This is a genomic window from Pedobacter sp. GW456-11-11-14-TSB4 (genome assembly GCF_059424425.1).
In genome coordinates this window covers 402,405-424,130 of the sequence record NZ_JBWKZK010000003.1, presented here as the reverse complement: position 1 = coordinate 424,130, position 21,726 = coordinate 402,405, and the positions used below count along the sequence as shown (strand labels likewise).

Below are 21,726 nucleotides of genomic sequence, written 5' to 3'. Positions count from 1 at the left end.
AAAACCTAACCTTCCAAAACCTTATCTGGCGTTATAGGTAAAGTTCTAATCCTTTTCCCTGTGGCGTTAAAAACCGCATTTGCCACAGCGCCAGCAAAACCGATTAAAGCAATTTCTCCCATTCCCTTTGCTCCCATTGGGTTTACGATAAAGTCTGGCTTATCAATAAAAATTACATCAATTTCAGGCACATCTGCATGTACAGGTACGTGGTAATCTGCAAAATTGTTGTTTACATATTTACCGTATCTATTATCTAATAAAGCTTCTTCAGTTAACGCCATCCCAATTCCGCCAACTGCACCGCCAACCATTTGGCTTCGGGCTGTTTTCGGACTAACGATTTTACCTGAATCGCCAACTGATACAATTTTACTCACCTTAACTACGCCAGTTAAATTATGCACTTTAACTTGCACAAAGTGGATTGAAAACGAATACATCGAATATTCTTTACCTTGCTGGTTGGCTTGAGATTGTTTGGTAACCTCAATCATAGGTAAATTGTTCTTTTTCAACACCTCAACAAAGTTTGATGTAGCATCCATATTAGCATTAGCCGCTAATTCTGCAATTGTAGATTTTAAAGAAACACAAACATCGTTAACTGCTGTACCAACTGTAGATAGCGTTGTAGATCCTCCTTGACTAGGTGCAGGTGGTAATGATGAGTCACCTAATTCAAAAGTTATTTTTTCAACTGGAATGTTCATTAATCTACTGGCAATTAATGTCATACCCGTTCCTGTTCCTGGTCCAATATCACTCGTTGCGCTTTGCAGAACTAACGATCCATCAGCTTTTAAAATTCCTTTTACGGTTGCTCTACCTCTGCTAGCATTAAAAACACCAATACTTACACCATAACCAATATTCCATGGGCCATCTGCAATACTTCCTGGTTTATTTTTTCTATTACTCCAACCTATTTTAGCAGATCCCAACTTGTAAGCTTCTTTTATATTTTTACTAGAAAATGGAATGTTTTTCATTGGATCAGTTTCAGGATCATTCTTCATCCTAAATTCCAAAGGATCCATATCTAAAGCATGTGCCATTTCATCAATCGCACTTTCTAATGCAAAGGCACCAGTTGCTTCACCCGGACCACGCATCCAAATGGGCACGCTCATATCCAGGGGTACTACATAATAATTGGTATTTACATTTTCCGATGCATACATGAATTTAGTCATGTTTACTACGCCTTCGGTAAAGTTCTCATAAACTGCGGTTTGTCCGAAAGCGGTATGAGTTATGCCAGTAATTTTACCATCTTTTGTTGCGCCTAAACCAATCTTTTGATAAGCAGCTGGTCTGTTACCCACCATAGTAAACATTTGGTCGCGAGTAATTACCAATTTAACAGGTTTTTTAACCTGTTTTGAAGCCATAATTGTTGCAATTTCTAACGGCCATGTACGCAAAGCCATACCAAAACCACCACCAACAAATTCAGATTTTACCTGAATATTTTCTTGAGGGATTTTAAACACATTTGCTATAGTTGCCTGTGCAGCCTTTACACCCTGTGTTTTAGCATAAACAGTAACTTGATCGTTGGTACGCCAATCTGCAATAATTCCGTGTAATTCCATTGGATTATGTGTTTCAACTGGCATCTCATAAGTCTGCTCTACTTTTACCTCTGCAGTTTTGTAAGCATCGGCAACACCTCTTACATAAGGAGGCTGACCTTGCTTTTTTGTTACACTTGCATCAGCAACACTCTTTTTAAAATCTGTATTAAAGGTAGATTTTTCATAACTTACTTTAACCAATGTAGCAGCGTAAGTTGCTCTTTCAAAAGTATCTGCAACTACTAAAGCTACAGGCTGACCGTTAAAAAAAACTTCATCCGTATAAAAAATCTTCATCGGCGAACCACCACCAGCTTCATAACCAGCGGCGGCAGGTTTGTTTAAATGCGATAGCACATCTAAAACACCAGGAGCATTTTTCGCCGCCTTAATATCAATTGCTGTAATTTTTCCTTTGGTAATGGTACTAGGTACTAAAACACCATAAATTAATCCGGGTAACTTAAATTCAGCAAAATATTTTGCCTTACCAGTTACTTTTTCTATACCGTCTACGCGGTCGTTTTCGTCTACAAAAAAATCCATTAGGCTTTGGCTTTAGCTACAGTTAACGCTTCAATTATTGTGTTTGGAGCCATTTTTAGTTTAAAATCATTCTCTCCAAAACCTTTTGCTCCTTCCATGGCAAGTTTAGCAGCCGCCTCAAAATTGGCTAGCGTTGCTGTTTTACCTTTTAAAAAGTTTTCGGCAGCGAGTAAACGCCAAGGTTTATGCGCCACACCACCCATCGCCAATTTAGCATTGCTAATTACTTCATCTTTAAGTTCCAATGCAGCTGCTACAGAAATCAAGGCAAATGCATACGATGATCGATCACGTACTTTCTGGTAATGAAAATTCTTGTTTAAATTATTTACCGGAATTTCTAACCTCGAAATCAATTCTCCCTTTTGTAGATTATTATCTTTATCTGGCGTATTTCCTGCCAAGCGGTGAAAATCTATAAAATTAATTTTTCGCTCGCCTTTTGCTCCAGCTATTACCACTTGGGCATCCAATGCTACTAAGCCTACGCACATGTCGCTTGGGTGTACAGCAATACAAGACTCGGATGTTCCAAAGATCCCATGCATTCTATTGTAACCTCCTATGGCACCACAACCGCTTCCATGTTGACGTTTATTACAGGGCATAGTGGTGTCGTAAAAATAACCACAGCGGGTGCGCTGCATCATATTGCCACCGACAGTAGCCACATTTCTCAACTGTGCTGATGCGCCAGACTGTAAAGCCAACATCAACAGCGGAAACTTTTCTTTTACAATCGCATTTTCGGCCAATGCCGAATTAGAAACCATTGCTCCTATATGTAACACGTTATTTTTTAGTTCAATTTGTTTAAGCGGTAGCTGATTAATATCGATTAACTTTTCTGGAGCGGTAACTCCCCTTTTCATTAAATCAACTAAATTGGTACCACCAGCAATAAAAGTTGCTTTAGGGTCTTTAGCCACCAAACCTAAAGCAGTTTTAATAACCGATGTTCTTAAAAATTGGAAATTAATCATATCGCAGCCCCCTTTTCTTTTACTTCTTGTATCGCATCAACTATATTAGGGTAAGCACCACATCTACAGATGTTTCCACTCATGTATTCTCTGATCTCTTCTTTCGAATTCGCATGACCCTCGCGTACACAAGCAACGGCGCTCATAATTTGTCCAGGTGTACAATAACCGCATTGAAAACCATCATGTTTAATAAAAGCTGCCTGCATTGGGTGCAATTCATCGCCATTGGCTAAACCTTCAATTGTGGTTACGCTTTTGCCTTCATTCATCACCGCTAAACTTAAGCATGAATTTACGCGTTGTCCATCAACATGAACGGTACATGCACCACATTGACCATGGTCGCAACCTTTTTTAGTGCCAGTTAAGTCCAACTCTTCTCGCAATAAATCTAACAAGGTTACCCTTGGTTCAACCTTAAGCGAGTAAGCTTTATTATTTACCTTTAAGTTTAAAGGGATTTTCTCAAAAAGTTCAGCAAAACGTTCATCAACCTTGTTATCTGCTGCTTTTAAAACCGTTAAAGGCGTTAATGATAAGGCAGTAAAAAGCGAAGTTTTCTTTAAGAAATCACGGCGGGTATCACCAGATTGGTTATTGTCAATTTCAGACATAGAAAAACAATTAAATATGCGATGGGATATTTTTCTAATATCGGAATAACAAATGTTGTTTTACTAGGTTTTGATAATTTAGAAGGAGTCTATTTACAACTAAACCTCTGTTTGTCATTCCGAGGAACGAGGAATCTCTAAGCGATTTAGAATAGAGATTCTTCGCTGCGCTCTGAATGACAAATAGAATTAGAAAAACAATGTCAGTAGCTCTTGGATAATGCAGTCCTTCTTTTCGCTGTATCTTTTTGGCTGTCCCTCAACAGCCGCCACGGCGGGCAAGCGCTCAGGATCACAGCCAAAAAGGATGCCGCTTCAATAAGGTTTATAGAACATAGGTAGTGGTTCTTTTGAAGGGATGGTTTCACATCAGAGCTTAGTGTTTAGCTTCGAAACCTTCCATCACCCTTTTTAATTGGGCATCATGTAATTTGACAATGATTACATTTGATTCGACTTGTTGGTTTTCTATACGAATAGAAATTTTGTATGGTATTTTCCTTTTTCCATCGGTTAAAATATCATTCGTTAGTTTTAATGAAAGCTGTCGATTAGGTGGCAACTTATTGCTAAAATAACTATTCCCACATGTCGAAGTTCCATTCGTTCTGAATGCTACCCATTTATTTTTAATGAAATAATATTCCTGCACATTAGCTAAAGTAGCATCTATCCTTGCGATTTCGATTGAATCAGCTGTATTATTTAACAAATAAGCTTTTGCAAAAGTATTTCCATTTGGCATTATCACTTTAAAATCTGATGGAAAATATAGTTTTATTATGTCGCTTGTTTTATCTGAAATTTCACTTTCATTTTCTACCCAAAGGCTAAGCCGATCGAAATATCCTGCATCTTTTCTTAGCCTAAATGACCACTCCTCAGTAGTAATTTTCTTGTCTGTCATTTGTCTATAAAGTTCTGATTCAATGGCAGACCAATCTTTTTGCGCAAACGAACTTAAAGAAGCTGCTAAGTATAATAGAACAAAAAAGGATACTTTATACATTATTGATTATTTAAAATTCAATATACGAAATTTTGATGAATGATGTTTCTTCTTTGTAATTTCCACAATTAACAAAATAAATATTTATGCTCATAAATATTGCTAGATAGCAGACAGAGAACAACAAAGGGAAGAGTTTTCTTTACAAAACTGCAAATGAGATTGCCACGGCTCGGTCTAGCCTGACACAGCCTCGCAATTACTATTTATTTAACAAAGAAAGCCACAGAAACTCAGAATTAAATCTATGCATCTGCGGCTAATAAATTGTCATCATTTCGACGTTAGGAGAAATCTGCAAGATAGATTTCTCCTCGCTGCGCTCTGTCGAAATGACGGGTTACGGTTTACGCATAAGCAACCGCATCTTTCGATGGCAATTTGCTATAACCCATTAAATATTCATCAACTTTTCTAGCGGTTTCTCTACCTTCAGAAATTGCCCAAACGACTAAAGATTGTCCTCTACGCATATCTCCGGCAGCAAAAACCTTAGGGATATTGGTTTGGAAATTACCTTCAATTGCTTTCACATTTCCACGTTCATCAAGCTCCACGCCTAGTTTTTCTAACAAGCCTTGCTTTTGAGGATGTAAGAAACCCATCGCTAATAAAACCAACTCACAAGGATATTCTTTTTCAGTTCCTGGAATTTCTTTAAAGCCTAAAGCTCTTCCATTGGCATCAATTTCCCATTGCACTTCAATTACACTTAAAGATTTCAAGTTGCCATTTTCATCAGCATTGAACTTTTGTGTGTTAACTGCCCAATTTCTATGCGCACCTTCCTCATGTGATGAAGTTACCTTTAACAACATTGGGTATTGCGGCCAAGGCATGTGCTCAGTTCTGCTTTGTGGCGGCATCGGCATAATTTCAAATTGCGTAACCGATTTTGCACCATGACGGTTAGATGTACCAATGCAATCAGAACCCGTATCGCCACCACCAATTACAATTACATTTTTACCCGTAGCTAAAATCTCTTCTTCTTCAACAGCTCTACCACTAACGCGTTTGTTTTGCTGTTTTAAAAATTGCATAGCTGGATAAATGCCTTTTAACTCTCTTCCTGATAAGTTTAAATCACGTGGAATAGTACTTCCTCCTGCTAATACCAAAGCTTGGTATTCTCTTAACAAAGTGCTCAATTCTACATTCTCACCAACGTTTGCATTGCATTTAAATTCAATGCCTTCTTCTTCCATTAATTGAATACGGCGTTCAACTACATCTTTCTGTAATTTAAAATCCGGAATTCCATATCTTAATAAACCACCAGGTGCATCATCACGCTCAAAAACGGTAACCTCATGACCAGCTTTATTCAGTTGAGCTGCTGCAGCCAAACCAGCAGGACCAGAGCCAATTATGGCAACTTTTTTGCCAGTTCTAATTAATGGTGCATTGGCCTTGATATAGCCTTTTTCAAAAGCAATTTCAATAATGTGTTTTTCAATTTCTTCAATAGAAACTGGTGATTTATTGATCCCCAACACGCATGCGCTTTCGCATGGTGCAGGACAAATTCTGCCAGTAAACTCTGGGAAATTGTTAGTGCTCAATAATATTTCAGCAGCATTTAACCATTCGCCTTTGTAAACAGCATCGTTAAATTCTGGTATTACATTACCCAAAGGGCAGCCAGATTGGCAAAAAGGCACACCGCAATCCATACAACGGGCAGCTTGATGGTTCAATTGCTCGGCTGGAAGTGGATTTAAAAATTCGTTATAATGTTCTAGGCGTTCGCTAGGTTGTTGTCTGGTAGGCGAAACTCTTTCGTACTCCAAAAATCCTGTAACTTTTCCCATCTTAATTGGTTTTAACTTGTTGACGTTGTAATAAAACTGCTTTGTACTCTTTAGGGAATACTTTTACAAAATGTGCTGATTGATTTTCCCAATCACTTAAGATAAATTCTGCAACTCTACTACTGGTTAACCTGATATGATTTTTTAACAGTGTAGTTATTCTAGCTTCATCTTCCGATTGCAGTGGATCTAAATCAACCATTTCTGGATTAACTTTATTAGCAAAGGTCTTGCTTACATCATAAACCCAAGCAATACCACCACTCATACCAGCAGCAAAATTGCTACCTGTATCACCAATTACCAATACTTCTCCACCAGTCATGTATTCACAACCATGGTCGCCAACGCCTTCTACAACCGATGTTGCACCAGAGTTACGTACGGCAAAACGCTCACCTGCTTTACCTCTAATATACAACTCGCCAGATGTTGCGCCATATAATGCAACATTACCAATAATTATATTTTGCTCTGGTACATAGTTAATGTTGCTAAACGGATAAACAACTAATTTTGCACCTGATAAACCTTTACCAACATAGTCATTACCTTCTCCTTCTAGCGTTAGTGTTAAGCCTTTAGCGGCAAAAGCCCCAAAACTTTGTCCGGCAGAGCCGAAACATTTAAAGTTAATAGTATCTGCTGGTAAACCTGCGCTTTTATGCACTTTAGAAATCTCGTTAGACAACATCGTTCCGATAGCTCGATCTGTATTTTTAACCTCGAAGCTAGCGAAAACGGGCTCATTGTTCAAAATTGCAGGTTGAGCTTTTTCGATCAATTGATGATCTAAAACGGTATCCAAGCCATGATCTTGGAATTCTGTTTGATACGATGGTAAACCATGATCTGGCTCTTTGTATAAAATTGGCGCTAGGTTTACATATTTCAATTTCCAATCTGCATCTGCAATTTCTCTGGTTTTTAAAACTTGAGATTGACCAATCATTTCATTGATAGTTCTGAAACCTAGTTCAGCCATAATTTCGCGTAATTCTTCTGCCAAGAAATGGAAAAGATTTACCACATGATCAGGATCTCCAGTAAATAACTTCCTTAAATCTGGATCTTGAGTTGCCACACCCACCGGACAGGTGTTTAAATGGCATTTACGCATCATGATACAGCCAGTTGTTACCAAAGCTGCTGTTGCTACACCCCACTCTTCTGCACCTAATAATGCTGCAATGGCAATATCTCTGCCAGTTTTTAACTGACCATCAGTTTGTAGTACTACTCTACCCCTTAATCTATTTTTAACTAAAGTTTGATGTGCCTCTGCCAAACCTAATTCCCAAGGTAAGCCAGTATGTTGAATGGAAGTTAAAGGCGATGCGCCTGTACCGCCATCGTAGCCCGAAACTAAAATTACATCGGCATGTGCCTTAGCAACACCCGCTGCAATGGTACCAACACCAGCTTTTGAGACCAATTTTACATTAATTCTAGCAGCTCTGTTTGAATTCTTTAAATCGAATATCAGTTGGGCTAAATCTTCAATCGAATAAATATCATGGTGCGGTGGAGGAGAAATTAAGCCAACTCCAGGTGTTGCATGACGAACTCTTGCAATCCAATCATCCACTTTGTGGCCAGGTAATTGCCCACCTTCTCCGGGTTTTGCGCCCTGCGCCATTTTAATCTGCAACTCATCGGCATTGGTTAAATAATTGCTCGTTACGCCAAAACGTGCTGATGCAATTTGTTTAATCGCCGAACGCATCGAATCTCCATTTTCCATTTTTTGGTAACGGATATCATCTTCACCGCCTTCGCCAGTATTGCTTTTTCCGCCAATGCGGTTCATCGCGATAGCTAAAGTAGAGTGCGCCTCATGAGAAATTGACCCGAAAGACATTGCTCCTGTGGCAAAACGCTTTAAGATCGCTTCTGTAGATTCTACTTCTTCTAATCCTATCGCAGGGCGAGAATAATCAAATTCTAATAAACCACGAATGGTGTAAGCTTGCTGCGTTTGCTCGTTAATTAACTTCGAATATCTTTTAAAAGTTGAGTAATTGTTAGTTCTGGTTGCATTTTGTAACAAGTGGATGGTTTCTGGATTAAATAAATGTTTCTCTCCACGCCTTCTCCATTTGTATGTTCCGCCGGTTGGCAAAATTGGTTCGGCCTGTGTTTTTGGTCCGAAACTGCGGCGATGTTTAATCAATGTTTCATGCGCAATTTCATCTAAACCTAATCCGCCGATGCGAGAAACCGCACCTGTAAAATGTGTATTTACAACTTGCTGATTGATGCCTAAAATCTCGAAGATTTGTGCACCATGGTAAGATTGTAAAGTAGAAATCCCCATTTTAGAGAAAATCTTTAACAAGCCATTATTGATCGCATAAATATAATTCGAGATTAGTTTATCTGGCTTTAAACCACTCTCAACATCAAACCTACGGATAGTTTCTAAAGCTAAATAGGGATTAACAGCAGTAGCGCCAAAGCCAATTAAAGTAGCAAAATGGTGTACTTCCCAAACATCTCCAGCCTCAACAACAATACCTACAGCTCCACGATATCCTTTTCTAATTAAATGATGATGAACAGAAGAAACCGCCAATAGAGATGGAATTGCCGCATGTTCCGAATCAATCGCTCTATCTGTTAGCACGATAACCTGGAAACCATCTTCAACCGCATCTACCGCATAACGGCACAACCTGTCTAATGCTTTTTGCAGTGAACCCGGTTTTCCATCTGCTCTAAAATACATTTGCAGGGTTTTAGACTGGAATAAGCCTGTATCAATACTACGCAATTTCTCTAATTCTAAATTGGTAAGTATAGGATGTTTAATACCCACACAATGGCATTGCATCTGGTTTTCTTCTAAAAGGTTACCATTGTTACCCATAAAACCAGCCAAACTCATCACCACTTTTTCTCTAATTGGGTCGATTGGTGGATTGGTAACTTGCGCAAATAACTGTTTAAAATAAGAAGATAAATGTTGAGGTTGCTTAGACAAAATAGCCAGTGGCGTATCTGTACCCATAGATCCAATTGCCTCTTTACCTTCAATTGCCATCGGTTTTAACAAAAGATCGATGTCTTCTCTACTATAACCAAAAACTTGTTGATATTTAAAGATTGAGTCTTCTGCCAAGTTGGTAAACATTACCCTTGGTTCTGGCAACTCTTCTAATTTTATTTGATATTGGTTAATCCAATCGGCATAAGGACGGCGACTGCAAACTTGTTGTTTAATTTCTTCATCAGAGATGATACGACCTTGTTGCATGTCAACCACAAACATTTTGCCTGGCGTTAACCTACCTTTCTCAATCACCGTACTTTGATCAATTGCCAAAGCCCCAGATTCAGAAGCCATAATTACACGGTCATCGCTAGTTAGCGCATAGCGAGATGGACGTAAACCATTTCTATCTAAAGTTGCACCGATTAATCTACCATCTGTAAAAGCGATTGCAGCTGGTCCATCCCAAGGCTCCATTAACGAAGCATGAAACTGATAGAAAGCTTTTTTAATCGGATCCATATCATCGTTGCCATCCCAAGCTTCTGGAATAAGCATCATTAAAACATGTGGCAATGAACGACCTGCATGCAATAACAATTCAACAACATTATCCAAACAGCCCGAATCTGACTGCGTTTCATCAATTACCGGAAGAATCATGTTCAACTCTTCTGGCGTAAAATATGGTGATGCAAAAGATTTTACACTTGATCTAAACCAATTTAAATTTCCTTGTAAGGTATTGATCTCGCCGTTGTGCGCAATGTACCTAAAAGGCTGTGCCAAGCGCCAAGATGGAAATGTATTGGTTGCAAAACGTGAGTGCACCAAACCGAAGGCCGAAACCATACGTTTGTCGCTCAGTTCTGTAAAATAGGTTCTAACCTGTAAAGAAGTAAGTTGACCTTTATATATTATAGTACGAGATGAAAAAGAAACGATATAAAAGTCATCTTTGCTTCCTTCAACCGTATTGTAAATTGTTTTGGTTAAATAGGTTTTTAAAACGAAAAGTTTACGCTCAAAATCTGCTCCTTCGGCAATATGGTAAGGTCTTGCTACAAATACTTGCTCAATTTCTGGCTCAACAGAAAGTGCCATGTTACCAATATCTGTGGTATCAATTTGCACCTTTCTAAAACCTAAAACCTCCAATCCTAGTTTTTCTGCAGTGCGATAAATAATTTCACGGCATTCTTCTCGAGCTCTAATTTCTTTAGGTAAAAACAATTGACCTACGCCATAATCGCCATAAGCTGGCAAACTAAAGCCTGTTCTTAAACATTCGTCGAATAAAAATTCATGAGGCACTTGAATCATAATCCCAGCGCCGTCGCCTGTGTTTGGTTCTGCACCACAAGCACCACGGTGATCTAAATTTTCGAGAATGGTAATAGCGTCTGAAATAATTTGATGTGATTTACGCCCCTTCACATGCGCTACGAAACCTATGCCACAGGCATCGTGTTCGAAACTTTTACGGTATAATCCTTGTTGTTCATTCAAGTGGTTCATTTAATTGGTGTTAGTTAGTGTATAGGAAACACTAAGATAAGGAAAATTTACCTTAAATTTAACTATTGATAAAATTTTTATAAATTATTAATGTGATACGTAATTAAAACCATTTAAAATACGAAATTGGCAATTGACATCGATTACAATTGCCATAATGATAATATGATAGTTTATTAACTTAGCATAACAATTGTTAATTCTGCGTTTAGAAAAGGTTTTTCAGTTTTACTATTCACGTAAATCCGGCTTTGCATTGTATCTTTTGCTCGTAAAAACGAGCAAAAGGATGCCATTTCAATCCGGTTTATTAACAAAAGTTCTTGCTACGATTTGGGGTTGCAATCGCCATATATTTATCGTCATTGCCAGCTCACAGCAATATTGCTTTCGCATTACGATACCCAATCAAGTTGGGTATGAAACTTTTCAAGTTTCAAATGATGGAGACACCAGCCGATAGGTAAAAAGTATTGAGGGGTTTTTAAAGCCAAGAACTACTGCCTTAATTATACAAACCCTATTGAAATGAAAGCTCCCATGTCAATCTGAGCGTAGTCGAAGATCAAGGGACTTGCAATGAAAAGAGGGGCTGCATTTACCGAAAAGCATTACCATTGTTTTTCAAAACAGCTTAATCATAATTATTTCAACAATAAAACAATACCATCATTAAGCATTATTTAACATAATCACCTATCAATCAATAACATAAATTTAATAGTAAAAAATAGCAGATTTCTTTTTGTAAAACGCTTCCTTTTTCTACCTTTGTGCCGGGCAAGTCTTTTACGATCAGCTCCCTTTGAACTCCCCCAGGGTGGGAACGCAGCAAGGGTAGAAGGTTGTAGCGGTGCGATAAAAGTTGCTTGCCCATTTTTTCTTTTCCTATCCCCTCCGATAGCAATCGGAGTAAACTCTGAAGGGCGAGGTAAATTCTTCAGGGTTCATAAGCTCATTTATTTTAAGAATTTATAAACTATGAAATTTTTTATTGATACAGCAAATCTTGACAACATTAAAGAAGCTCAGGATTTGGGCATTTTAGATGGTGTAACTACCAACCCAAGTTTAATGGCTAAAGAAGGCATTACTGGCGAAGCTAACGTAATAGCTCATTACAAAGCAATTTGTGATATTGTTGATGACAATGTAAGTGCTGAAGTAATTGCTACTGATTATGAAGGTATCATTAAAGAAGGTGAAGCTTTGGCTGCTTTAAACCCTAAAATTGTGGTTAAAGTACCTATGATTAAAGATGGTATTAAAGCCATTAAATATTTTTCTGATAAAGGGATTAAAACCAACTGTACTTTAATTTTCTCTGCTGGACAAGCTTTATTAGCAGCAAAAGCTGGTGCTACTTATGTTTCTCCGTTTTTAGGTCGTTTAGATGATATTTCTACTGATGGTTTAACATTAATTGAAGATATCCGTTTGATTTTTGATAACTATGGCTACCCTACTCAAATTTTAGCAGCTTCAATTCGCGGACCATTACATATTGTGGCTTGTGCTAAATTAGGTGCAGATGTAATTACTGCTCCGTTAGCTGCAATTACTGCATTGTTAAAACATCCATTAACTGATAGCGGTTTAGCTACATTTTTAGCAGACCATGCAAAAGCAAGTGGTAAATAGAATTTAAATTATCAGATGGATTTTGTGTTCATCTATTATAAAATACTAAAAAGAGCTTCACAAAATTGTGAAGCTCTTTTTAGTTTAATATGATCCGTCATATCGAACGCAGCGCAGCGAGGAGATATCTACTAATTTTATATATGTTTCTAAATGAGCTTGTGCTCAATAAAATAGAACATTTAGCTTCGCTGAGCACTTCGTGTTTCTCAATGGCGAAAAGCTCATTCGGAATGACAATAACTTATTAGCTAGCTAAAACTTCTTTAACTGTTGCATAATCAATCTGTTCATCAGGTTCTATTAAAATACCCTTCACTCCTGCTCCGTTTGCTGCCTCAACATCACGCGGTTTATCGCCAATCATTACAGATAAAGCTGGATCGATATCGTATTTCGCAATCGCATCTAGCAACATACCAGAGCCGGGTTTACGGCACAAACATGGATCGTTGACAGTTGGGTGGTGCGGACAATGGTAAGCATCAGTAAATTTTACTCCTTGTTTGCTGTAAGTATCAAATAAAATTTGATGCATTTCGGCCAATGCCACTTCAGTATATCTCTGTAAGGCAATACCACCTTGATTTGTAATTACAATAAGCATATAACCTTCATCATAAAGTTTTTTTAATGGAGGAATTTGATATTCCAAAACTTCAAAATCTTCTACCCTACAAATGTAATCATGTCTTTCGTGGTTTAGCACCCCGTCTCTATCTAAGAATATGGCTTTTTGCTTCATCGCGTAAAGATGTCGAAAATAATCGTGATATCGAAAGTGTGTAGTGAGGAGACGTTCCTTTAGAGGATTATATTTAATAAGAAAAATTTGGCTTAGCACTTCTTGGTCCTTAATAGCAAAAAGTACAATTTGAAATGAGTTGAATTGAGTAATATGAATTAGTTAAAATAATTTAACTTTATCGCTTAATTTTTTCAAATGAGCAAAGAAGTATTTAAACCTTTTGTACCTGCAGAAAGTAATGTTGCTGAGTTTACCATCAAATCAATTTTATTAGGCTGTATAGCTGGGGTCATTTTTGGAGCTGCAACTGTGTATTTGGCTTTAAAAGCTGGGTTAACAGTTTCTGCATCAATTCCAATTGCTGTATTGGCAATTACACTAGGTAAAAAATTCTTTAAGACAACCATACTAGAAAATAACATTATCCAAACTACAGGATCTGCTGGCGAATCTATTGCTGCCGGGGTTGTATTTACCTTACCAGGATTTTTATTCTTGAGCACAGATATTGGTGGAAAAAGCTCAGGAGAAGCTTTTTTTAGCTACATGACCATCTTAATTCTCGCTATTTTGGGTGGCATTTTAGGTACTTTAATGATGATCCCTTTACGCAGGTCGTTGATTGTTAAAGAACATGAAAATTTACCTTATCCCGAAGGTACGGCCTGCGCATCTGTTTTACAAGCAGGCGAAAAAGGTGGTGACTTTGCTCGTACCGCTTTTTGGGGATTAGGTTTTTCGTTAGTTTATGCCATGATGCAAAAGGTTTTTCATGTGGTGGCAGAAGCACCAACTTGGTCTAGTAAACAAGCCAATAAATTTTTACCATCGGCTCAAATTAGTGGAGAAATTACACCAGAATACATGGGCGTAGGCTATATTATTGGTCCGAAAATAGCAGGTGTTTTAGTTGCCGGCGGCGTTTTGGCTTGGTTAGCACTAATCCCTTTGTTAGCCACACTTATAGACCCACTAGTTGCTGCAAAACAGCTAGTTAAGTTAGGTTTATTGGCAGATATTACTAAACCAGGTGGTGCAGGAAGTTGGGACCCACTAACGCAAACTTTTGCAGATTATCCGAGAGCGATTTACCAAGCCTTCGTAAAACAAATTGGAGCTGGAGCTGTTGCAGCTGGTGGTTTTATTACTTTATTAAAAACCATTCCAACCATCGTATCTTCGTTTAAAGAAAGCGTTGCATCAATTAAAGAGGGAAAAGCAGGCAGCGTAGTGAAACGTACGGATAGAGATTTATCTGTTAAATTAGTGGGTATTGGAAGTCTAGTTCTCATTCTTTTAATGGCAATTTTACCTCAGATACCTGGCGATAGTATTTTAAACAAGCTCTTGATTGGTGTTTTGGTAATTGTGTTTGGGGCATTTTTCGTTACGGTTTCTAGCAGAATTGTAGGCTTAATTGGTTCTAGCAATAATCCAATTTCTGGGATGACAATTGCCACCATTATGGGAACTTGCTTGGTATTTATTGCTGTAGGATGGACGGGTAAAATATATGAGCCAATGGCTTTGGTTGTAGGTGGTATGATTTGCATTGCTGCTGCTAATGCCGGTGCAACATCTCAAGATTTAAAAACGGGTTACCTCATTGGTGCCACGCCAAAATATCAACAAATTGCTTTATTTATTGGCGCCATAGTATCATCTATTGTAATTGGTTTAACAGTAAGAATTTTAGATACCCCAACTGCTGAGATGGTTAAACAAGGTATTCATCATGCTATTGGTACAGAAACTTACGCTGCGCCACAAGCTACTTTGATGGCCACCTTAATTAAAGGAATGCTTTCGTTTAATTTGGATTGGCAATACGTTTTAGTGGGCGTTTTTATAGCCATAACTATTGAATTATGTGGAATAAATGCGCTTTCATTTGCTGTTGGAGCTTATTTACCGCTATCAACTACTTTACCAATTTTTGCTGGCGGAGCTATTAAAGGCTTGGTAAACTGGAGAGAAAAACAAAAAGTTAAATCTGCCGAGGAAGAAGAAATTGCCCCAGGAAATCTATTTGCCACCGGATTAGTGGCGGGCGGAGCAATTGCAGGCGTTATTGTAGCTATTTTAATGGTTATTCCGGCGGTAAGAGATAACTTAAGCAAAGTAAATATCGAACCGATTTTTACCATTTGGTTTGGCGAAGATGGTTACCAAATCCTTGGTGTTTTATTCTTTTTATTGATGGGTTTTGTACTTTACAATATCGGAATTAAAAAACAAGATAAAATTGAATAATTAACAATTATTGCCATTTTAAAATGTTGACGGAATCTCTGATAATTTTAAGATAGAGATTTCCGCTTTGCTATAAATGACAATAATAAAAACTTTATCTCAACATAAAACTACCAACTAATTTTGCTTCAGCAGAAGATGGACCTATCATTAATTGAATATTACCTGGGATAATGGCTAAATCATCAAGTTGCTCATTATAGTGCTGTATATCTGTGGCATTTAATTCGAATTTGATGGTTTGCCTCATTCCTCTCTTAAGATGGATGCGTTTAAAACCCTTAAGCTCTTTTAAAGGCTTATTGGTGCCTGCATGTTTAATATAAAGCTGCACTACTTCATCGCCATCAAAATTCCCAATGTTTTTTAAGCTAAAGGTAATTTGTAATGGCTTTTGAGTTGAAAGTTGATTAGCAGACAATTTTAAATCTTGATAACTGAAATTGGTATAACTTAAACCAAATCCGAACGGATATAATACCGGTTTAGTTACATAACGATACGTTTTGCCATTCATGCCATAATCATCGAATGCGGGTAAATCATCAATTGATCTGTAAAAGGTAACAGGTAATCGCCCTGCGGGATTGTAATTGCCAATTAAAACATCAGCCAATGCTGCACCACCCTTTTCGCCGCCATACCAAGTTTCTACAATGGCATTGATATTTTCTTGCTCCCAATTGATAGCCAAGGCACTACCATTTAACAATACCAAAACAATCGGTTTACCTAGCTTTTTTAATTCTTTTAACAAATCTGTTTGTATGGCTGGTAAATTTAAATCGGTTTTATCGCCACCCAAAAAGCCAGGTACTTTAACTTTCAACTCCTCACCTTCTAATCTAGGCGATATGCCTCCAACAAAAACAATTACTTCAGCCTTTGCTGCAATTGCTAAAGCTTCGTTAAGCTCTTTTTTGCGATCGTAACCTGGCGTATCTATTACGTTGCAGCCTTTTGCATATAGCACATTTGTGGATGAAAATGCTTTTTTAATTCCTTCTAAGGGAGTTACGATGTGTTTAGGATCACCATTATAGTTGCCCAAAAGTATTTCTGCATCATTGGCATTTGGACCAATTACGGCCAAGTTTTTGAGTTGGAGACTAAGCGGCAATGTGCGCTTCTCATTTTTAAGCAGTACAATAGCTTCTCTGGCCATTTGTAAAGCATGTGCTTGATGGTTTTCGCTATTTACAATACTATAAGGGATTTTTGAGTAAGGATTAGCAGCTTCACTATCAAAAATGCCCAATTTAAATTTAGCTCTCAACAAACGAGCAACTGCAGTATCGAGTTCGCTTTCTTTTAACAACCCTTGTTTAATAGCCGGAATTACTGCACCAGCATAACCCCAACATTGATTATCAGAACCACCTTTTATAGCTTGTGCAACAGCTTCTACACTATCTTTAGCGGTTTTATGAAACATAAAGAAATCATATACAGCACCACAATCTGTTGCTACAAAGCCTTTAAAGCCCCATTTTTTTCGTAAGATATCATTTAATAAAAAGGTGTCGCTGCAACACGGTTTTCCATACAGTCGGTTATAAGCACACATAAAAGAGTAAACATGACCATCTTGTGTAAGTGTCTTGAAGGCAGGCAAATAGGTTTCCCATAAATCTCTTTTTAAAGGTGCGGCATCAAACTCATGTCTGCTCGGCTCCGGACCACTATGTACTGCAAAATGTTTGGCAGTGGTAATGGTTTTAAAATAATTAGGATCATCGCCTTGCATACTCTTTACAAAAGCTACAGCCAGTTTACCTGTTAAATAAGGATCTTCGCCAAATGTCTCATGTCCACGTCCCCACCGTGGATCTCTAAAAATATTTACGTTGGGCGAGTAAAAAGTTAATCCGGTATAAATATCTCTATTGTTTTCTCTAACAAATTGATGGTGTTTTGCTCTTGCCTCATCGCTAACCATAGTGCCCATCGTAAAAACTGCATCTGTGTTAAACGTGGCAGCTAAACCAATAGGTTGCGGAAACGAGGTTGCCAAACCTGCTCTTGCTACACCATGCAAGGCTTCATTCCACCAGTTGTAAGCCGGCATCTTTAAACGATCTATGGCTGGCGTTTTGCTATTCATTTGCTGAGCCTTTTCTTCTAAAGTCATTCGCTTAAGCAAATCTTGCACACGTGTTTCTAGCGGCATTTGTGCATTAAGGTAAATATCATTTTGCGCTGAGCTTACAATTGAGGAAAAGATAAATATTAGAAAACAGATGATTTTACGCATATGGATGATTTATTAGGGCTTTTTAGCTTAACAATTTTAAACATTTTTTGACTTAAAATCACTTATTTACTCGTCAAAAATCATGGTTTTGTAATTAATCGCCTTATAAATCAACAGAGTACAAGTTATCATCAAAAAATGCTTGCACAACTTTAAGGAGAACCCTATATTTGCACGCATTAAAGCAAACGATTTTATCCAAACCTTTAATTGATTCCGTAGCTCAGCTGGTAGAGCATTACACTTTTAATGTAGTGGTCCTGGGTTCGAATCCCAGCGGGATCACAGAAAGCCCTTAACAAAAGTTGAGGGCTTTTTTGTTAAAAACGTGTTTGCAAAGCTTCTTATATAAACATGTAGTTAAAGTTTAATAAAAAGCAATCAAACTAAACTTTATTCCTCTCCTTTTCGTTCATTCTTTATAAACTAAAGCTTTATGAGAATTTCAGATTTTTTAATCCCATTTTGTTTATTGATAGCGATAAACTCGGCTTGTGCCCAAGAGAAATCGCCATACACTTCCAAAAAGCCATCTGCCAATGGAACTGGTAAAGTTTACATGGGCAGAGAAATTGCGCATGTAATGAGTTTTGAGGGTGTTGAATGGTTAGAACGCGATACTAGAACAGCCGAAGAAAACACGAATTTGGCCTTGGCTTCTCTCCCACTTAAAAGCAATAGTGTAGTTGCAGATATTGGTGCAGGATCTGGTTTTTACACTTTTAGGGTTGCCCAGCGACTTCCAAAAGGGAAAGTTTATGCCGTAGAAATTCAAAATGACGCCATTGCTTATTTGAAGAAAAAGGCATCAGACGAGAGGCTGACGAATGTTGAAGTAATTGAGGGAACAGAAAAATCGCCAAATTTACCAGCTAACTCTATTGATTTGGCATTCATGGTAGATGTTTATCACGAGTTACAACATCCCGAAGCTTATCTATTGGAATTAAAAAAAGCCCTTAAACCCAATGGACAGTTGTTACTATTGGAGTATAAAGAGGAAGATCCCACCGTTGCGATTAAACCTGAACATAAAATGAGTGTTAAGCAAGCTAAAAAAGAGCTTGCGGCCAATGGTTTTAAATTGGTTAAAAACGGCACCTTTTTACCTTTGCAACATTTCCTTTTGTTTGAGAAAACCGAGAAATAAGTATAATTAATCAAAATTGTTTCTACATTTTGAAACTTTTCTTGGCCGCTAGTTCTCAAAAAGAACCTGTTGCGAGTAAAATTGATTTAAACTCCGTTGCTTACTCATTACCCTTCCTATCGACGAGCTTTTTCTTCCCTTCATCATAAAAATGAACAACCTGCTGTGGTAGCGGGATTACAATTTTATGGGTTTTAAAAATAGCATCAATGTCATTAATGATATCGCTTTTAACAGAACCGCCTTCTTTTAAATCTCTAATCCAAAAAAACAGTTTCACCTCTATCCCATTCACACTAAAATCTTGAAAAACAACTGATGGATTTGGATTTTTAAGGATACGCTCATCTTCATCCAGCAAAGCTGATAAAAGCGATTTAACATTTGCTAAATCGGTGCCATGTGCTACGCTAAATGCAATAGAAATCTGCTTGCGATTGCCGGCTAAAGTCCAGTTTACCAAATGCGCATTAAGTAAATCACCATTAGGGATCACAACATCTGCTCCGTCTAATTTAGAGATGATACTGCTTCTAAATCCAATTGATTTTACAGTTCCAGATTGTCCGGCAATTTCTACCATATCACCTACATTAACTGGTTTCTCGAAAGCAATAATTAATCCACTAACGAGATTATTTACAATGGTTTGTAAGCCAAACCCTATACCTACCCCTAAGGCTCCAATAACCAGGGTAATTTTTTCCATAGGAAAACCAGCAGCTGCAAGTGCTAATAATACGCCTAAACTGATAATTAATACTCGGATCAATAAAATCCAACTTCCTAAGCCGGCTTTACGTTCCTTATTAGATGCATGCTCATGCGGTTTATCTGATGCAAAAAAGGAAACAATTTTAGAGATCAGCACTGCACCGGCCAAAATCACAAAGAAGATAAGCAAATCGTAAACGGTAAATACATAACTGCCTAAGGTGCGCTCTACGGTAAAAAAGTTTTTAAGTGGATCGGTAAAGAGTTTAAAAGCATAAAAATTTCTGCCCAACAAAATCAACCAACCAATAATCAATGGGAAATAAAATAGATAATGGATTTTTTCGCCCACCAATTTAAAATTGATGTAGAATAACTTTCTTTCTTGTTTGGTATATACTCGAGTAGCTAATGCTAAAGTTTCGTTTATCAATCTAACGCTCCATAAAAATAAGATCCCGATAACGATATTTACAAAACCGCCAATTAGTAAAGATTTAGCCAAATTGTATCTTCCAAAAACATTTGCAACTACAGAGCCCAGCTCAAACACTACTAAAATAAGGATGAAATATAAAATCAGTTTCTCTTTTAACTCTTGCTTGGCTCCTTTGCTTAATATCCACAAACCATACAAAAAGCCAATACTGGCCAAAACAATCATTAAATACCTTTCGGTGCGTGAAGCTTGTAAAATTAAATTATCGGCTGTTGCCAATACAAATAAAGCTACAATGATTAACCAAAATATCATCCAATATTTGGTAATAAATCGGTGAAAAATAAAGCTTAGCGATACCGCAGCTACCACCCACAAAATAGCGCTTAGTATAAATGGAGGATCGATAAACAAGAACTGAAAAATGCTTGGAACGATCACTAATGCAGAAAGCAACGGATACCTAAAAACCAATTGACCAGCAAAATCATCCTGCATTAATTTTTCGGATACTAAGGTTCGCTTTAAGCTGGTTAAAAATAACGTTGCAATACCAATTAAAATAAATAAGGATGCTATTTTACCCAAATTATTAGCAATATAAAATGCCAAAATCAACTCTCCTTTAAGCAAAGAAAAATGTAAAATTTCTTTAATTGGTCGGGCGTAACTTACACTATCGTTGATATTTTTAAATTCTCTATTTAATGATGCTGAAGATAATTTTTTCTGGTAAACATCAATTTCTTCCAATTTAATAGCCAGTTGATTTTCTAGAAGATCAACTTTATATTGCATTTTTCTAATATTGGTAATTTGATTTTTTAAGGCCGTATCAACAGGCGAAATTTCATAAACAATGACCCTCATTTTATTGAGGTACTCTTTTGTGGCAACCGTATCTGAAGAAAAAGTATAAAGAATTGGATCACTAGAGAGCGAATCTATTTTAAACCTAAAGTTAACCAAGCTTTTCTCTTGCAAATCGATTTGCTTTTTAGTATGGTTAACTCTTTTTAATAACTCCAACAACAGTTTAGATGTAGTAGATAAGTTACGAAAAGTATTTGAAGTCCCTTTATTGGTAAATATCCCATCGCCAGCAATCTGATACCAATTTTTAATTTTATTTACTTCGGCATTTACTACTGTGGTATCTAAAACCTGTTTTATAAACGCTTTAGATTTTAAGGTAGTTGATTTAATTTCTTCTAATAGGCGTTCTTGCTGAATGGCATCTTTAGATTCTTGAAATTTAACAGCACTTCTTTTGGCTTCTGCTGCACCAAGCTTATTGAGCTTTTCAATTAGGCTTTTCTTAACAGAATCTGTACCTTTTATATTGATAGGTTTTGGCTCTTGCGCTTTTAATTGAAAACACCAAATTAACAGAAAAAATAAAATATAGAGGCGTTTATTGACCATAAAAGCTGTTAATAGCGCAGCAATATAAATGTAGAAATCAAAT

The 21,726-nt window shown here is 37.3% G+C and carries 12 protein-coding genes, 1 tRNA gene and 1 other RNA gene; 5 read left to right on the top strand and 9 right to left on the bottom strand.

The features are described 5' to 3' along the window. Window positions 1–5 precede the first annotated feature (5 nt). The 6 genes from AC07XU_RS13525 to gltB all read right to left on the bottom strand — a co-directional run bounded on the left by AC07XU_RS13525 (window position 6) and on the right by gltB (window position 11,059). Window positions 6–2,126 (bottom strand): xanthine dehydrogenase family protein molybdopterin-binding subunit, encoded by a 2,121-nt coding sequence (locus AC07XU_RS13525; protein ID WP_494944156.1) that lies wholly within the window; start codon window positions 2,124–2,126, stop codon window positions 6–8. Then, window positions 2,126–3,109 (bottom strand): FAD binding domain-containing protein, encoded by a 984-nt coding sequence (locus AC07XU_RS13520; RefSeq protein ID WP_494944155.1) that lies wholly within the window; start codon window positions 3,107–3,109, stop codon window positions 2,126–2,128. Before AC07XU_RS13520 ends, AC07XU_RS13525 begins: the two co-directional genes overlap by 1 nt. Further along, entirely contained in the window at window positions 3,106–3,726 is a 621-nt protein-coding gene (locus AC07XU_RS13515; protein WP_494944154.1) for a (2Fe-2S)-binding protein, read from the bottom strand. Before AC07XU_RS13515 ends, AC07XU_RS13520 begins: the two co-directional genes overlap by 4 nt. A 376-nt stretch (window positions 3,727–4,102) precedes the next feature. Continuing rightward, window positions 4,103–4,735 carry a hypothetical protein gene (locus tag AC07XU_RS13510; RefSeq protein WP_494944153.1) on the bottom strand — a complete coding sequence of 211 codons (633 nt, stop codon included), beginning with the start codon at window positions 4,733–4,735 and terminating at the stop codon, window positions 4,103–4,105. A 347-nt stretch (window positions 4,736–5,082) separates the two neighbouring features. After that, a complete protein-coding gene (locus AC07XU_RS13505) occupies window positions 5,083–6,549 on the bottom strand; it encodes a glutamate synthase subunit beta (RefSeq protein WP_494944152.1) in 1,467 nt (488 codons plus the stop codon). A 1-nt stretch (window position 6,550) separates the two neighbouring features. After that, entirely contained in the window at window positions 6,551–11,059 is a 4,509-nt protein-coding gene (gene gltB / locus AC07XU_RS13500) for a glutamate synthase large subunit (protein WP_494944151.1), read from the bottom strand. A gap of 778 nt (window positions 11,060–11,837) precedes the next feature. Between gltB and ffs the strand changes: the two genes are divergently transcribed. Further along, an RNA gene (ffs, locus tag AC07XU_RS13495) (signal recognition particle sRNA small type) lies at window positions 11,838–11,937 on the top strand. Between the two features lie 103 nt (window positions 11,938–12,040). Next, a complete protein-coding gene (fsa, locus tag AC07XU_RS13490; RefSeq protein ID WP_494944150.1) occupies window positions 12,041–12,700 on the top strand; it encodes a fructose-6-phosphate aldolase in 660 nt (219 codons plus the stop codon). Between the two features lie 247 nt (window positions 12,701–12,947). Here the strand turns inward: fsa and AC07XU_RS13485 are convergent, their stop codons facing one another. After that, a complete protein-coding gene (locus AC07XU_RS13485) occupies window positions 12,948–13,445 on the bottom strand; it encodes a D-glycero-alpha-D-manno-heptose-1,7-bisphosphate 7-phosphatase (RefSeq protein WP_494944149.1) in 498 nt (165 codons plus the stop codon). A gap of 198 nt (window positions 13,446–13,643) precedes the next feature. Between AC07XU_RS13485 and AC07XU_RS13480 the strand changes: the two genes are divergently transcribed. Then, window positions 13,644–15,701 carry an OPT family oligopeptide transporter gene (locus AC07XU_RS13480; protein ID WP_494944148.1) on the top strand — a complete coding sequence of 686 codons (2,058 nt, stop codon included), beginning with the start codon at window positions 13,644–13,646 and terminating at the stop codon, window positions 15,699–15,701. A 94-nt stretch (window positions 15,702–15,795) separates the two neighbouring features. Here the strand turns inward: AC07XU_RS13480 and AC07XU_RS13475 are convergent, their stop codons facing one another. Next, window positions 15,796–17,955: a glycoside hydrolase family 3 C-terminal domain-containing protein gene (locus AC07XU_RS13475; protein WP_494944147.1), complete on the bottom strand. Its 2,160-nt coding sequence runs from the start codon at window positions 17,953–17,955 to the stop codon at window positions 15,796–15,798. 212 nt (window positions 17,956–18,167) lie between these two features. Between AC07XU_RS13475 and AC07XU_RS13470 the strand changes: the two genes are divergently transcribed. Both AC07XU_RS13470 and AC07XU_RS13465 read left to right on the top strand, forming a co-directional pair. Next, window positions 18,168–18,240: transfer RNA gene (locus tag AC07XU_RS13470), tRNA-Lys, on the top strand. A gap of 151 nt (window positions 18,241–18,391) precedes the next feature. Then, a complete protein-coding gene (locus AC07XU_RS13465) occupies window positions 18,392–19,105 on the top strand; it encodes a class I SAM-dependent methyltransferase (protein WP_494944146.1) in 714 nt (237 codons plus the stop codon). Window positions 19,106–19,205: 100 nt separating this feature from the next. Here the strand turns inward: AC07XU_RS13465 and AC07XU_RS13460 are convergent, their stop codons facing one another. Beyond that, on the bottom strand, window positions 19,206–21,683 hold the full coding sequence (locus AC07XU_RS13460) for a mechanosensitive ion channel family protein (protein WP_494944145.1): 2,478 nt from the start codon (window positions 21,681–21,683) through the stop codon (window positions 19,206–19,208). Between the last annotated feature and the right edge of the window lie 43 nt (window positions 21,684–21,726).